The sequence below is a fragment of the Brevibacillus sp. WF146 genome (assembly GCF_001673705.2).
In the GTDB taxonomy this organism is placed as follows: Bacteria; Bacillota; Bacilli; order Brevibacillales; family Brevibacillaceae; genus Brevibacillus; species Brevibacillus thermoruber.
On the sequence record NZ_CP109943.1, the window covers coordinates 3,270,518 to 3,284,733 of the forward strand.

General features: G+C 61.1%; 12 protein-coding genes. 3 read left to right on the forward strand and 9 right to left on the reverse strand.

Features of this window, described 5'->3' with window-relative positions; all coding sequences use genetic code 11:
• Positions 1–85 precede the first annotated feature (85 nt).
• Positions 86–259, reverse strand: a complete 174-nt coding sequence (locus A6764_RS16295) for a hypothetical protein (protein ID WP_176703368.1) — start codon at positions 257–259, stop codon at positions 86–88.
• Positions 260–475: 216 nt separating this feature from the next.
• Here A6764_RS16295 and A6764_RS16300 point away from each other — a divergent pair, with 216 nt between their 5' ends.
• From A6764_RS16300 to A6764_RS16310, 3 genes are all read left to right on the forward strand, one after another.
• Positions 476–2,377 (forward strand): N-acetylmuramoyl-L-alanine amidase family protein, encoded by a 1,902-nt coding sequence (locus A6764_RS16300; protein ID WP_238550888.1) that lies wholly within the window; start codon positions 476–478, stop codon positions 2,375–2,377.
• Positions 2,378–2,538: 161 nt separating this feature from the next.
• On the forward strand, positions 2,539–3,339 hold the full coding sequence (locus A6764_RS16305; RefSeq protein ID WP_065068150.1) for a TetR/AcrR family transcriptional regulator: 801 nt from the start codon (positions 2,539–2,541) through the stop codon (positions 3,337–3,339).
• Positions 3,340–3,434: 95 nt separating this feature from the next.
• Positions 3,435–4,397, forward strand: coding sequence for an alpha/beta fold hydrolase (locus A6764_RS16310; RefSeq protein ID WP_176703366.1), 963 nt, complete (start codon positions 3,435–3,437; stop codon positions 4,395–4,397).
• A gap of 19 nt (positions 4,398–4,416) precedes the next feature.
• Here A6764_RS16310 and A6764_RS16315 read toward each other — a convergent pair whose 3' ends face one another.
• From A6764_RS16315 to secD, 8 genes are all read right to left on the reverse strand, one after another.
• Entirely contained in the window at positions 4,417–4,971 is a 555-nt protein-coding gene (locus A6764_RS16315) for a short-chain dehydrogenase (RefSeq protein WP_264622284.1), read from the reverse strand.
• A gap of 58 nt (positions 4,972–5,029) precedes the next feature.
• Positions 5,030–5,467, reverse strand: coding sequence for a D-aminoacyl-tRNA deacylase (dtd, locus tag A6764_RS16320; protein ID WP_029097436.1), 438 nt, complete (start codon positions 5,465–5,467; stop codon positions 5,030–5,032).
• Positions 5,468–5,516: 49 nt separating this feature from the next.
• Positions 5,517–7,688: a RelA/SpoT family protein gene (locus A6764_RS16325; protein WP_029097437.1), complete on the reverse strand. Its 2,172-nt coding sequence runs from the start codon at positions 7,686–7,688 to the stop codon at positions 5,517–5,519.
• 265 nt (positions 7,689–7,953) lie between these two features.
• Entirely contained in the window at positions 7,954–8,466 is a 513-nt protein-coding gene (locus tag A6764_RS16330; protein WP_029097438.1) for an adenine phosphoribosyltransferase, read from the reverse strand.
• 13 nt (positions 8,467–8,479) lie between these two features.
• Positions 8,480–10,837 carry a single-stranded-DNA-specific exonuclease RecJ gene (gene recJ, locus A6764_RS16335; RefSeq protein ID WP_029097439.1) on the reverse strand — a complete coding sequence of 786 codons (2,358 nt, stop codon included), beginning with the start codon at positions 10,835–10,837 and terminating at the stop codon, positions 8,480–8,482.
• 65 nt (positions 10,838–10,902) lie between these two features.
• Positions 10,903–11,847: a cation diffusion facilitator family transporter gene (locus tag A6764_RS16340; protein WP_051188091.1), complete on the reverse strand. Its 945-nt coding sequence runs from the start codon at positions 11,845–11,847 to the stop codon at positions 10,903–10,905.
• Between the two features lie 69 nt (positions 11,848–11,916).
• The gene (gene secF / locus A6764_RS16345; protein WP_083989917.1) at positions 11,917–12,849 is read right to left on the reverse strand and encodes a protein translocase subunit SecF; all 933 of its coding nucleotides are present in this window, start codon (positions 12,847–12,849) and stop codon (positions 11,917–11,919) included.
• Entirely contained in the window at positions 12,839–14,077 is a 1,239-nt protein-coding gene (secD, locus tag A6764_RS16350) for a protein translocase subunit SecD (protein WP_035288555.1), read from the reverse strand. Before secD ends, secF begins: the two co-directional genes overlap by 11 nt.
• Between the last annotated feature and the right edge of the window lie 139 nt (positions 14,078–14,216).

Sequence of the window (14,216 nt, forward strand, 5' to 3'; positions counted from 1 at the left end):
CCACCTGCTTTTCAGTATGCCACCCTTCATCTTATCCGACCTGAAAAGCCGGGTCAACCGGACGCGACCGGCGGAAGGCGCCGCGTCATTGGTGCAGCTTTCGCCTCAATGTCCGAACGTCCCGCACACTGATGTCGAATTCCCTCGACAATTCCACGTCGGTGAGCGCGGATTCTTTCTCCAGAAAATCGTGGAAATCGACAGAAAACAGGCGCCGATTGGCTTCCTGGGCAAATGCTTCCTTGTTGGATTGTCTCACTGTGTCCTCCTCGCTTTCTCGTTGCATGCTCCAATCCCTAGTATGGCCGCGTCCGGGAAAAAGCATAAGCGAGGCGGAGCGAGGTGTGCCGCTTTGCGCGCAACGATTTGCAATTGCCAAAGAAGTTTGTCGGATGATGCAGGAAAAAGAAGGGGAAAGGCAGAAGGTATTAGCTGGCAAATCATGCATTGATCGACTTTCAAAACAATGGAAAGGATGTCTACTGTGTTTCAGCGACAAAAGCTTCTGCGGACCATCCTGGCTGCGGTCTGCGCCGTATTGTTTCCCGTATCCGCCGCGTGGGCGGACGGCTCCGTCCAGGTCACCGTGGACAATCTGAACGTTCGGTCCGGGCCCAGCCTGCAGGATCAGGTGCTTACCACGCTGCCCGCCAAAAGCGTCCTGCCCGTCCTCGCCGAGCAGGGGGAGTGGCTGAACGTCCGGCTTCCCGACGGCCGCACCGGCTGGGTGGCCAACTGGCTGGTCAAACCGGTGGCCCAGCAGAGCGCGGGACCGCAGGCGGAAAGCCAAACGACCAACCTCAACGTGCGTTCCGGCCCCGGCCAGACGTTTCCCGTCATTCAGACCATCAATCCGGGTACCCGGTATCCGATCGTGCAGCGCAGCGGGCAGTGGCTGCAGATTCAGCTTCCCTCCCAGAAAAAAGGGTGGGTGGCCGGCTGGCTGGTCACCGAGCACCCCGCCGCCAGTCAAGGAACGGCGGCGCCCGGCGGCGTAAGCGGCGGACAAGCTAACGGCAGCGCGCCGGAGACGCCCCCCGGCGGACAGGCAACCGGCAGTGCACCGGTGACGCCCCCTGGCGGACAGCCGAATCAGCAGGGACGCGAGCTGATCCTGGACTACGCGCCGTACGTCTACCCCGCTCCCGACGCCGCGCAGCCAGCCATCGGACAGCTTCACGACGGCGAAATCATCACCGTTTTGGCGGAACAGAACGGGTGGATCCAGTTTCCCTACGGCGGCGTCAACGCCTGGATTCCCAAGCAGGGAACGGTCCAGACACCGCTTCCCGCCGCCGGCAGCGGCCAGCCGAATCCGAATCCGCCGCAGAATGTTCCGGACACCGGTGCGCCCGCGCCTGACAGCGGCTCCGGACAGCCGCAAGCTCCCGCCAAGCAGACGGCCACGGTCCAGACGGACGGTCTCAACCTGCGCGGCCAGGCCAGCACAACCAGCCCCGTCCTGGGGACATTGAAGCTGGGGACCACGCTGACCATTCTGGAGCAGCAGGGAGATTGGTACCGCGTCCAGACACCGGACGGCAAAACCGGCTGGGTGGCCGGCTGGCTCATCAGCGTGCAGGAGCCGGCGATGTCCGGTCCGCACGTCACCATTTTGAACCCGGACACCAACATCCGCTCCGGTCCCGGCACCCAGTACGGCATCGTCAGACGGGTACAGACCGGAGAAAAATACGCGATTGTCAAAAAAGAAGGCGACTGGTTCCAGATCACCTTGCGCGACGGTTCGACGGGCTACGTCGCCGGATGGCTGGTGGCTCCGGTGGGCATGCCCCCCGTCATCAAGGGCAACGAACTGGTCGGCAAGGTGATCGTGGTCGACCCCGGCCACGGCGGCAACGACACCGGAGCGACCGGCTCCAGCTTTTCCACGCTGGAAAAGACGGTCAACCTGCAGGTGGGGCTGCTGCTGAAAAACAAGCTGGAAGCGGCCGGCGCCAAGGTGATCATGACCCGCAGCGACGACCGCAAGCTGACGCTGCAGCAGCGCGTGGACATTGCCGTGCAAAACAACGCGGACATTTTCGTCAGCATCCACCACAACACCCATCCCAACACGCTGACCAACGGCACGATTGTCTTTTATTACAACAAGGGCAATTCGAGCAAGCTCGCCTCGCTGGTGCAAAGCGAAATCGTCAAGGCGACCAGCTACAAGGACCTGCAGTCCAGGTTCGGCAACTACTACGTCCTGCGGGAGAATCCGGTTCCGTCCATCCTGGCGGAGATCGGCTTCCTCTCCAACTACAACGAAGAAATCCGGCTTCGTTCCGAAAAACAGCAGGATTTGGCTGCCGAAGGGCTGTACAAAGGCATCCTTCAGTACTTCGCCTCCCAGAACGTTCAGGGAGGATAACCTGAGAACCCCCTTGGCCGTTTTCAATCCGGAAAGCGGCAAGGGGGTTTTTCGTTCGTCCGCGATGCAAGGAAACCATTTCCTTGACATCCATTTCATGCAACCGTTATGCTGAAGACATACTCATCAGTATGGAATGAATACATGGTCGGAGAGATACGATGACGACACGCGAACGAATCATGGAAGCGGCCCGCCGGTTGGCCGCCCGCCACCCTTTTGACAAAATCAGTTTCGCCGATGTGGCGAAAGCGGCCGGCGTCCACTGGACAGCGGTGAGACGCCACTTCGGCAGCAAGCAGGAGATGAGAGCCTGGCTGGCCCAACAGCAGGCGGACAGCGCGCCGTCGCTGGCCGATACGCGGACGCGCATTTTGGATGCGGCCGCCCGCGTATTCGCCCGGCTAGGGTATGCCGGAGCGTCGCTGGAGCAGGTGGCCGCCGACGCCGGAATGACAAAGGGAGCCGTCTACTGGCACTTTTCAAGCAAGAGCGATCTGTTCGCCGCCCTGTGCGAGAAGAACCTCACGCAGCAGCTCCAGGTGCTTTCGCGGCAGGCGGGGTCCGCCCTCGATTCGGCTGCTCCGGCACAGGGGCTCGCCCGCTTGCTGCAGTCGCAGTTTGCCTGCGTGGAGGAGGGACAGGACAATCCGATGCTGTTTTTCGAATTTGTCACCGCCAGCCGTGATCCGGCGGTCGGCGAAGCGCTGCGGGCCGCGTACAGAAAGATCATCGACGGCGTCAGCGGCGTCATCGCGCAGCTGCAGGAAAGCGGCGCCGTTAAACGCGATTGCGACCCGGGCGCCTTGGCCGTTCTGTTCCAGGCGCTGATCAACGGCCTGCTGTTGGGCTGGCTGATTGATCCGGACCGCATCCGCTTTGAGCAGGTGGTGCCCGAGCTGTCCAGAGTCCTCTGGGAAGGCCTGCAGCCCTCGGCGGACGACGCCGCTGCACCCGTTTGAAAGGCAAACGGGTTTTTTTTCAGCAATCACATACCGATTGGTACGTTATTCTCATACGTTTACGTATGTAAAACGAATAGAAAGGGATGGTGGGGATGATGGGGATGATGGGGATGTGTGCGATCACGGGGGTGGCGGCGGTCATGCTGGCGCTTCATGCGCACAATCAACGGGAGGTTCGCCGCACCGAAAACGCTTTTCCGCCGCGTGGATCATTCGTCACGGCGGAAGGACTGCGCCTGCACTACGTCTGTCAGGGGGCGGGACAGCCGGTCGTGCTGCTGCACGGCGGGATTCTCTCCTCCTGCGATTACGCCGGGGTATTGGAGCTGGCCGCAGAAGCGGGCTTCCGGGCCATCGCGTTTGACCGGCCGGGCTACGGCTACAGCGAGCGGCCCCGGCGGGACATGGCGACGCCTGCGGTTCAGGCCCGCCTGCTGCGGGAGGCGCTGTCCGTCCTCAAGGCCGAACGGCCCGTCCTGGTGGCCCATTCGTGGAGCGGATCGCTCGCGCTCGCCTACGCCTTGGCCTACCCCGACGAGATCGCCGGCCTTGTGCTTTTGGCACCGGGGGCCTACGCGGGTGACGCCTACCCGGCTGGGACGGCGGACCTCTTGATCGGCCGCCTGCTGCGCGTTCCCTGGCTGGGCGGCCTGCTGGCCAACACCCTGCTTCCGCCGTTGGCGCGGCTGCTCGCCAAACCGATGGTCACGTCCGCATTTTCCCCTGACCCGGTGCCGCCGGGCTACCTGGAACGGGCCCGAGCCTTGTGGTCGAGGCCGGGTCAGTTGAGGGCCAATCGCGAAGACATTTTGGCCTACGTCCGGACGGTCCCGCAGTGGGAGCCGCGATACGCCGACATCCGCACGCCGGTCGTGATCGTCGTCGGCGATGCCGATCCGTTCCACCCCGCGCTGCAAGCCGGCCGCCTGCATCGGGAGATCGGCCACTCCCGGTTGGTGGTGCTGCCCGGCACCGCCCACATGATCCCGGATGTGCGGCCGGAAGCGGTGGTGGAGGCTGTGCACATGGTGTTGAAACACAAACAGCCGAGCTAGGCTCGGCTTCGTTTCCTCTTTACACGGGCCGCCTGTCCCACGGCTCCACCTGGCCGACGACCGAGAACGGCCGGTCGCCCTGGATCGCCGCACGGACGCCGGCGGCGATCTCCGCGTGGGTCAGCCAGCGGGAGTCGTCTCCCTGCAGCCGAAACCCGAGCAGAATCCGCCGGTACAAACAGTTGGGCACGTCGGCGACGCGGGGCGGTTCCTTGTAGGCGCAGCTGCCGCAGACGTGAAACAGCCGCCATGTCCTTCGTTGCGCCGACAGTTCCTGCTGAACCGCCGGGAGCGCGTGGGGAGCGGTCGAGTGAATCCAGGCGACCACCAGATCGATTCCGCCCCGCTCGCGAACCAGTGACGCGACCGCTTCCCGAAACCGGTCCGTCTGGTGATAATCGACCGGCAGCAGGGAGAACCCCTCCGGCCTGCCGGATCGCTCCGCCAGGGCCTGCAGCTTCTTCCGGTCTCGCCCGATTACGGCCACATGGTATCCCGCTTCCTCCAGCCACAGCGAGACCCCGGCCAGCATGCCGCTCCCGCCGATCACCAACGCTTCCCGTCCCACCGCCATCCCCCTCTCCGATTCCCGTACGCTTCGCGATTAACCCGGACCTCCCGCCGTGGAAGTGTCACGACTCCACGATCAGCGTGACGGGGCCGTCGTTGACCAACCGCACTTCCATCATCGCGCCGAACCGGCCCGTCTCCACACGCAGCCCTTTTTCCCGCAGCTTGGCGTTGAACAGCTCGTACAGCGGTTCCGCCTGTTCGGGGCGGGCCGCCGCCATGAAGTTGGGCCTCCTTCCCTTGCGGCAATCCCCGTACAGGGTAAACTGGGAGACGGACAAAATCTGTCCCTCCCGCTCCAGCACGGAGTGGTTCATTTTTCCCTCGCTGTCTTCAAAAATGCGCAGGTGGGCGATTTTGTCGGCGACAAACTCCACGTCCTTTTCGGTGTCCTCATGGGTAATGCCGACCAGGAGCACCAGCCCGTGCTCAATCTGTCCGACGATCTCTCCCCCTACGGTAACGCTTGCTTCCCTGGAGCGCTGTACCACTACGCGCATGCATGATTCTCCCTTCTCTCCCAAATGAAGAGCACCCAATCTCTCGCGATCAGGTGCTTAAAATCCGCCGAACGGAATAAATGTCTTTGATGCTTTTGATGCGTTCCACCACTTTTTGCAGGTGAGCCACATTGCTGATCGTAATGGTCATGTGGATCGTGGCGAGGCGGTTTTTGTCCGCCTTGCCGCTGACTGCGGCAATGTTGGTCTTGGTCTCCGCCACGACCTGCAGCACGTCGTTGAGCAGGCCGCTGCGGTCCTGGCCGGTGATTTCGATGTCCACGTTGTAGTTGTGCTTGGCGTCGGCATCCCACTCCACGTCGATCAGCCGCTCCACGCACTCTTCCGTCAGCACGTTGGGACAGTCGCGCCGGTGAACCGATACGCCCCGGCCGCGGGTGACGAAGCCGATGATCTGATCGCCCGGGATCGGCGTGCAACATCGTGATATCCGCACCAGCAGGTTGTCCACGCCGCGCACTTTTACGCCCGATTCGCTGCGTACGACCTGCGGGGACGAGCTCGGTTTGTACTCCGGTGCGGGCGGGTTCTGCTCCTCCCGCTCCCGCCGCAGCTTGTCGATCAGCCGCGTCACGATCTGCGCGGCGGTAATGCCGCCGTAGCCGACTGCGGCGAACATGTCCTCGTGCCCCTGGAAGTTGAAGCGGGCCGCCGCCTCTTTCAGGTTGGCTTCGGTCATCGCCTCCTTGACGTCGTAGCCGCGGGCCTTGATCTCCGCCTCCACCATCTGCTGCCCCTTGGCGACGTTCTCTTCCCGCTTCTCCTTTTTAAACCACTGCTTGATCTTGTTGCGGGCGTGGGCCGACTTGGCGATCTTCAGCCAATCCTGGCTGGGGCCGTACGAATGCTTGGAGGTGAGAATCTCGACGATGTCGCCCGTTTTCAGCGCGTAGTCCAGGGGGACGATCTTGCCGTTGACCTTGGCGCCGATGGTGCGATTGCCGACCGCCGAGTGAATCCGGTAGGCAAAGTCCAGCGGCACGGAGCCTTTGGGCAGTTCCACCACGTCTCCTTTTGGGGTAAAGACGAACACCGTGTCGGAGAACAAGTCCTGCTTCAGCGACTCCATGAATTCCTGGGCGTTGGGCGCCTCCTCGGAACCGCCCTGGATGATCTCGCGCAGGTTGCCCAGCTTTTCGGCAAACGAGCCCTGCACGACGCTCTTGCCTTCCTTGTAGGCCCAGTGGGCGGCGATCCCGATCTCCGCCGTTCGGTGCATCTCCCAGGTGCGGATCTGCACTTCCAGCGGCTCCCCTTTCGGCCCGATCACGGTGGTGTGCAGGGACTGGTACATGTTGGCCTTGGGCATCGCGATATAGTCCTTGAAGCGGCCCGGCATCGGCTTCCACAGCGTGTGGACGATGCCCAGCACCGCGTAACAGTCGCGGATGTCGTTGACGATGACGCGCAGCGCCAGCAGGTCGTAAATCTCGTTGAACTGCTTGTTTTGCTTGGTCATCTTCTTGTAGATGCTGTAAATGTGCTTCGGCCGGCCGGAAATCTCCGCCTCGATGTTCAGCTCTTTCAGCTTCTCCTTGATCGTGTCGGCCGCCTCGTTGATGTACGCCTCCCGCTCGGCCCGCTTTTTCTGCATCAGGTTGACGATGCGGTAGTACTGCTGCGGATTCAGGTAGCGCAGAGCCGTGTCCTCCAGCTCCCACTTGACGGAAGCGATCCCCAGCCGGTGAGCCAGCGGCGCGAAGATTTCCAGCGTTTCGTCGGAAATCTCCCGCTGTTTTTCCTCGGACATGTGGCGCAGCGTCCGCATGTTGTGCAGGCGGTCGGCCAGCTTGATCATGATGACGCGGATGTCCTGGGCCATCGCCACCAGCATCTTGCGGTGATTTTCCGCCAACTGCTCCTCCTTGGACTTGTATTTGATTTTCTCCAGCTTGGTCACGCCGTCGACCAGGAGAGCCACTTCCGAACCGAACTCTTCGCGAATGCGATCCAGCGTAATGTCGGTATCTTCCACGACGTCATGCAAAAAGCCGGCGGCGATCGTCACCGCGTCCATGTGCAGGTTGGCGAGGATCCCCGCGACGGCAATCGGATGCATGATGTACGGAACACCCGATTTGCGCACCTGACCTTCATGCGCTTGCTCCGCCAGGCGGTAGGCGCGCGTAATCAGGTCCAGATCGGTTTGGGACAAATAGCTGCTTGCTTTATTCAGTACTTCTTCAACGCCGGTGCTCATAGTTCCCTTCCCTTATCCTCTCATACAGAAAACTTCCTACGAAGCCGGTTCAACCGTTCCATCTCGTCGTAAGGGTGGAATCGATACAACACGTCTATTTCATACTATTATCTTGTAAGTCGTTTGCCTTGTAAAGGTGATTCTCCCCGCAAAGTATGAAGGAACCGTGAATAGGACCACAATCGGGCAGCGGCGGCTGCCTGACGCCCTTACGGCCAAGGAAAAAAAGCTCTCCGTCCGCTGCGAGGGACAGAGAGCAACGCTGCTAGTATTGAACCAGCGACTTGACCGGAATGTCGCCCAGTTTTTGGCGTCCGTCCAGATAGGTGAGCTCGATGAAGAAGGCAGCGCCGACCACCTTGCCGCCCAACTGCTCGACCAGGTTGATCGTGGTGGTGATCGTGCCGCCGGTCGCCAGCAGATCGTCCGCGATCAGCACGCGCTGCCCGGGCTGAATGGCATCAACGTGTACAGCCAGCGCGTCCTTGCCGTACTCCAGGCTGTAGTCCGCCTTGATCGACTCGTACGGCAGCTTGCCGGATTTGCGGATCGGCACGAAGCCCAGGCCCAACGTATAGGCGAGCGGAGCGCCTACAACAAAACCGCGCGCTTCCGGTCCGGCAATCACGTCAGCCTGCATCTCGCGGGCAAACTGGGCCAGTTCGTCAATCGCCGCTTTGTAGGCAGCCCCGTCTTTCAGCAGGGTGGTAATATCCTTGAAGCGAATGCCCGGCTGAGGGAAATCAGGAATCACGCGAATGTATGATTTAAAGTCCATGAAACAATTCCTCCTACCAGGTGACAGTCTCCACCTGTTGTTGAAAATGGTGAATCAGGGCGTCGTACGAGGAAAGCAGGAGTTCCGTCGCCAGTTCCGCCTCTTCCTTCCACTCCGCATAGTAGCGGGAGCTTTCCAGCGGCCGTTTCGGCGCTTCCGGCTGCAGGCGGAAGCTCTCCGTGTCCGAGCGGACAAACTCCAGTTCCGCAAACACGGCCAGCATGCCGTCCAACACATCCCGCTTCAGCTTCAACCGACGGGCCAACGCGTCCAAATGAATCCGCTGGACGCAGGGGACCTGCAGCAAAAACTGGTACAGCGCCTTGAACTGCTCCCGCCCCGGACACGACAGCCGCTCCGCCCCCAGATCGGGATCGCCGAACAGGCAGTAGATCCGCTCCGCCTGTTCGAGGCGGGCCAGCACCCTGTTCAGGTCGCTCCGCCGCTTGGGCAGATCGTAGAGGACGACGGTCGGCAGGGCCGGCACATGACCGTCCCACGCGTCATCCGCAACGACCAGGAGCCTTCCCGGCTGCTCCGCCGCGGCCAAGCCGGCGGCCAGCGCCTCGTAGCTTTCCCGCCGGAACAGGACGGTCAGCATCTCGTGCCGGGCGGCCAACTGCCGCCACCTTTCCTGTTTGTCCCGGCACCCCCGCCAGTCAAAGACCTGTCTGTGCGGCACGGCGAGATCGCGAATCGTAAGCTGCGGTTTGCGATGGCCGTTCCACTCGTTGACGGACAGCTCCGCCAGCACCTCAAACCGCGCTTTCGGCGTCACTTCGCTCACGACATGGGCCCAGTTGAAACCGATCGCGTCCACGCTGCCGCCCTCCTTGCAGAGCGAGCATTTCAGATGGCTGTCGTCCCGGCCGATCGTGCGCATGCCGGCTGCCTCCACATCCCGCACCAGCACCAGCGGCGTGGGGTTGCCCATCCCGAACGGCGCCAGTTGTTCCAACTGCTCTGCCGTGTCGAGGCTGATCTCCGCGAGGTCCAGGGCGACATCCACCTTGGTCAGCGGCACGAAGTCTTCTTCCGTCAACCACTCGGCGGCCAGCCGGTTGAGCCGGTCGCGGAGCGGCTCGAGATTCTCGATCGGCAGCGTCATCCCCGCCGCCATCGTGTGCCCGCCGTAGTGGGGCAGCCATTCCCTGCACGCCGTCAGCGCTTCATACATGTCAAAACCAGCAATGCTGCGGGCGGATCCTTTGGCCGTTCCTTTTTCCCGATCAATGCCGAGCACGATCGTCGGCCGGTAAAACATCTCCACCAGCCGGGAAGCGACGATGCCGACCACCCCGACGTTCCAGCCTTCCTTGGCGAGGACGAGCACGCGGTTTTCGTCCAGGGGAAACTGCTCGCGCACCATCTGCACGGCCTCGTCGGTGATGGCCTGCACCAGCTCCTGCCGCTCCCGGTTGAGGTTATCCAGGATGCGGGCGCATTGGTCCGCTTCCTCAGGATCCTGCGTCGTCAGCAGTTTCACTGCTGCTTCCGCCGTCTCCAGCCGGCCGCCTGCGTTGAGACGAGGCCCGAGGGCAAAGCCGACGTGGCCCGCAGTCAATTCGCTGTCCGCCAGACCGCAGACGCGGATCAACGCCTGCAGTCCGATGTTGCGGGTCTGATTGAGCCGCTGCAGCCCGAGACGGGCGAGAACCCGATTCTCATCCACCAGCGGGACGAGGTCGGCGATCGTGCCCAGCGCGGCGAGATCGGCCAGATAGAGCGGCGGCTCTCCCAGCAGCGCATGGGCCAGCTTGAACGCCACCCCGACGCCAGCCAGCATGTCAAACGGATACGAACAGCCCGGCTTTTTCGGGTTGATCACGGCAAAGGCCTCCGGTAAAACTGCCGGAGGTTCGTGGTGGTCCGTCACGATGACGTCCAGCCCCAGTTGATTGGCAAATGCCACCTGCTCCACCGCGCTGATGCCGGTGTCGACGGTGACGATCAGCTTGTAACCGCTTTCCTGCAGGTGGGCCAGTGCATCTTTATGTAAACCGTATCCTTCCGTAAAGCGGTTGGGGATGTAGCAGTCAAACACAGCGCCCAATTGGCGCATGACATGAACCATCAACGACGTGGAACTGACACCGTCCGCATCGTAGTCGCCGTAAATGCAAATCGGTTCGTTCCGCTCAATCGCCCGGCGAATCCGGTGCACGCTCTCTTCCATCCCGTCCAGTAGATACGGGTCGTGAAACAACTCCGGTCCTGCCTCCAGAAAGGCACGCGCCCGCTGCGGCGAATCGATGCCGCGGATGACCAGGAGCTTGGCGATCAGCGGAGACAATCCACATTCCCGGGCAATCTCGTCCGCCAGCTTCTCGTCATACGCGGCCAGTTGCCAGCGTGTTTTCGCTTTGAGCATAGGCCTTTCCTCCAATCCTCATTCATTATAGAGGAAAGGACGGGAGACTGACAACTGGCGAACATTTACGCCTGTCCGTCCGGAGGAGCCTGGACGTCCGCCGGTTTTTCCTCCGGGCGGGGATCGTACGGGTTGACGTGGACAAACACGTCGCGGACGGCGGAGAATTGGGCCATCAGTTCCCGCTTGACCTGTTTCGCGATCCGGTGGCCCGCTTCCACGGTGATGTGGGGATCGACGCCGATCTTCACGTCGACGATCTGGTAGTGGCCGTGTTCGCGTGCACGGAACGAATCGATCCGCTTCACGCCGGGCACCGCCTCGATGGAGCGGCGCAGCTCAACCGTCTCCTCTTCGTGAAGCACGTGATCGAGCGTGTTGTGAATCGATTCCATCATGATGTGGTAGGCCATCTTCAACACCAGGGCGGAGACGAAAATGCCCGCGATCGGGTCCAGGTACAAAAGCCAGGGGATGTCCAAGCGGCCGCCGAGGATCGCCCCGCCAATCCCGATCAACGCCGCAAACGAGGAAAAGACGTCGGAGCGGTGCTCCCAGGCGTTGGCAATCAGCGACGGGCTGTTCAGCTTTTTGCCCAGGTTGTACTTGTAGCGGAACATCCACTCCTTGACAATCATCGAGCCGACAGCCGCCCAGACGGCCGCCATGCCCGGCGGCTCCAACGGGGCGAACAGCGATTTGACCGACGCCGACCCGATTTCCACGCCGACCAGCGCCAACAAAACGGAGACGATAATCGCCGCCACGGATTCCGCCTTTCCGTGTCCGTACGGGTGATCCTCGTCGGGCGGACGATCCGCCGCCCGCAGTCCGATCAGGACGGCCACCGACCCGACCACATCGGAGGCGGAATGGACCGCATCGGCAATCAGCGCCTGCGATTTGGCCAGCCAGCCGATCAGCAGCTTGGCTGCGGCCAGCGCCAGGTTGCCGACGATTCCCACCCAGGCGCCAAACTGCGCCTTGGCCAAACGGTTATCCACAGCCATCGCCCCTTTCGCGGGAAGTATGGTGGAGAGAAGAAAAACCGCGGGGAAGCTCCCCCGCGGTTTCGTCACTCAGCCCTCATTTGGAGCCGGAGAAAAACGTTTCTTTTTCATTTCCCGTTCTTTCAGGGCCACCCATACCTGAGCGGCAATGAAGATGGACGAGTACGTCCCGCTCACCAGACCGAAAATCAGGGCCAGGGAGAAGTTGCGGATGCTTTCACTGCCCAGTACGGCAATCGCCAGGGCGGTGAAGAACACCGTCGCCACCGTGAAGATGGAGCGGCGCATCGTCTGCCACAGCGAGACGTTGACCAGGTGTTCCAGATCTTCCACGGTTTTGGACTTCATCGTTCTTAGGTTTTCCCGAATCCGGTCAAAAATTACGATCGTGTCGTTGATCGAATAACCGACAATCGTCAAAATCGCCGCGATGAACGTCAAATCCACTTCCAGCCGGAACACGGAGAACAGCGCGATCGGAACCAGAACGTCGTGGATCAGACCGACGATGCAGGCGATGCCAAACAGCAGTTGGAAGCGAATCGCGATGTACACGATGATTCCGACGCCGGCAATCGCTACGGCAATTGCCGCTTTTTGCACCAGTTCGCGGGCGATGCTCGGATCAACCGTCGCTTCCTGCTTGGTTACCTGCGGCCCGTACTTGTCCTTCAGTGCCTTTTCCAGCGCTTTCAGCTTTTCAGCGTCCACCGTCTGGTCAAAACGGGTCTGTGCCTGATGGTCGCCATAGGGCGTTACATGGGTGAAGACGGTATTCGGCACGTGCTGCTTGATCAACTGTTCCACGTCGGCCGGATTAAACTCTTTGCCGATGTAGATGTCGAGGCGGGTCCCCGCCTTGAAGTCGACCCCCAGGTTCAATCCCATAAACAGCGTGACAAGCAGGCCCAGGACGAGAATGGCACCGGAAAAGAGAAAGAACTTCCGCCGGTTTTTGACGATGTCAAATTTGACAATATCTTCGTGTCGTTTAGAGCTCACCGATCTCACTCTCCTTTACCCCGAACCAGAACGGCTTCTTGATCATGTTGGAGCGGACGAGCAGCCACAACAGGAAGCGGGAACCAAACACGTTGGTGATGACGCTGACGATCAGCGTCATGGCCAGCACGATCGCGAACCCTTGGATGGAGCTTGTCCCGAAGTAGAACAGCACCGCTGTCGCGATCAGCGTGGTCACGTGCGCGTCGATGATCGTGATCAACGAACGGCGTTCCCCCGCACGGAACGCAGACAGAATCGTCTTTCCGGCGCGAATCTCTTCCTGAATGCGTTCGTAGGTAATAATGTTGGCGTCCACCGCCATCCCGACGGAGAGAATGAAACCGGCGATCCCCGGCAGGGTGAGCGTCGCGTCCATCCAGTCAAGCACGACGAGACAGAAGTAGGTAAACGCGACAAGCGTGATGTTGGCGATCAGACCGGGCAGACGGTACACCAGCAGCATGAACACGATGATCAGCGCGGCGCCCACGTAGCCGGCGTAGATCGTTTTTTGCAGCGCCAGCGTACCGAGCGACGCGCCGACCGAGGTCACCTGCTTCTCGATCAGTTTCGCCGGCAGGGCGCCCGAATTGAGGATGTCAGCCAGTTCCTGCGCCGACTCCTGCGTGTAGTTGCCGGTGATTTGGGCGCTTCCGCCGGTAATCACGTTTTGGATGACCGGATTGGTCAGCAGGTTGTCGTCCAGGTAAATGGCCATATGTTTGCCCAGATTGGCCCGGGTGATGTCTTCCAGCTTTTTCGGGTCGGAAATTTTCAATGTCACGACCGGACGTTTCAGGTCGTCGTATCCGACGCCCGCACCGCCCGGGGCAAGGTCGCTTCCGCGCAGGAGCACGTTGCCCTTTTCGTCGCGGAACTCCAGCACCGCCGGTTTGCCGATCAACTCGCGCAGCTCGTCCTGATTGGCCTTCTCGGACGCGATCTTGACGCGGATGCGGTTGGGCAGCTCCGTCTCAATCACGGGTTCCGCCACGCCCCCGATGTTGACCCGCTTTTCGACCATGCTCGCGGTCGCTTTCAACAATTCGATATCCACTTTTTGGTTTGGCTCCAGCGGCTCTACGACGTAGAGAATTTCAAAGCCGCCCTGCAGGTCCAAACCAAGCCGGATCTTGCCTGCCACCTGCTGGGTCGTTGTGGTGATGAGCGTGGCCAGCATGCCCACGACGACCAGGAACAGGAGGAATCTTCCCCATTTGATCATGTAGTAATACCCCTCTTTCCTTCCAGGGTTCCGTCAGAAGACGCAAACCAATATGCCCATTATAGCGAAGTGGAAAAAAACGTGTCAATTTTTGCTGGAAAGCAAAACCATGGCAACCAACCCCTTGTCGTACGCATCA

What these genes read in the sequence shown, in the direction of transcription:
- A6764_RS16310 (WP_176703366.1), top strand. Translation starts at nt 3,435, where the DNA reads ATGATGGGGATGATGGGGATGTGTGCGATCACGGGGGTGGCGGCGGTC.
- dtd (WP_029097436.1), bottom strand. Translation starts at nt 5,467, where the DNA reads ATGCGCGTAGTGGTACAGCGCTCCAGGGAAGCAAGCGTTACCGTAGGG.
- A6764_RS16325 (WP_029097437.1), bottom strand. Translation starts at nt 7,688, where the DNA reads ATGAGCACCGGCGTTGAAGAAGTACTGAATAAAGCAAGCAGCTATTTG.
- A6764_RS16315 (WP_264622284.1), bottom strand. Translation starts at nt 4,971, where the DNA reads ATGGCGGTGGGACGGGAAGCGTTGGTGATCGGCGGGAGCGGCATGCTG.
- secD (WP_035288555.1), bottom strand. Translation starts at nt 14,077, where the DNA reads ATGATCAAATGGGGAAGATTCCTCCTGTTCCTGGTCGTCGTGGGCATG.
- A6764_RS16330 (WP_029097438.1), bottom strand. Translation starts at nt 8,466, where the DNA reads ATGGACTTTAAATCATACATTCGCGTGATTCCTGATTTCCCTCAGCCG.
- A6764_RS16305 (WP_065068150.1), top strand. Translation starts at nt 2,539, where the DNA reads ATGACGACACGCGAACGAATCATGGAAGCGGCCCGCCGGTTGGCCGCC.
- A6764_RS16340 (WP_051188091.1), bottom strand. Translation starts at nt 11,847, where the DNA reads ATGGCTGTGGATAACCGTTTGGCCAAGGCGCAGTTTGGCGCCTGGGTG.
- recJ (WP_029097439.1), bottom strand. Translation starts at nt 10,837, where the DNA reads ATGCTCAAAGCGAAAACACGCTGGCAACTGGCCGCGTATGACGAGAAG.
- A6764_RS16300 (WP_238550888.1), top strand. Translation starts at nt 476, where the DNA reads ATGTCTACTGTGTTTCAGCGACAAAAGCTTCTGCGGACCATCCTGGCT.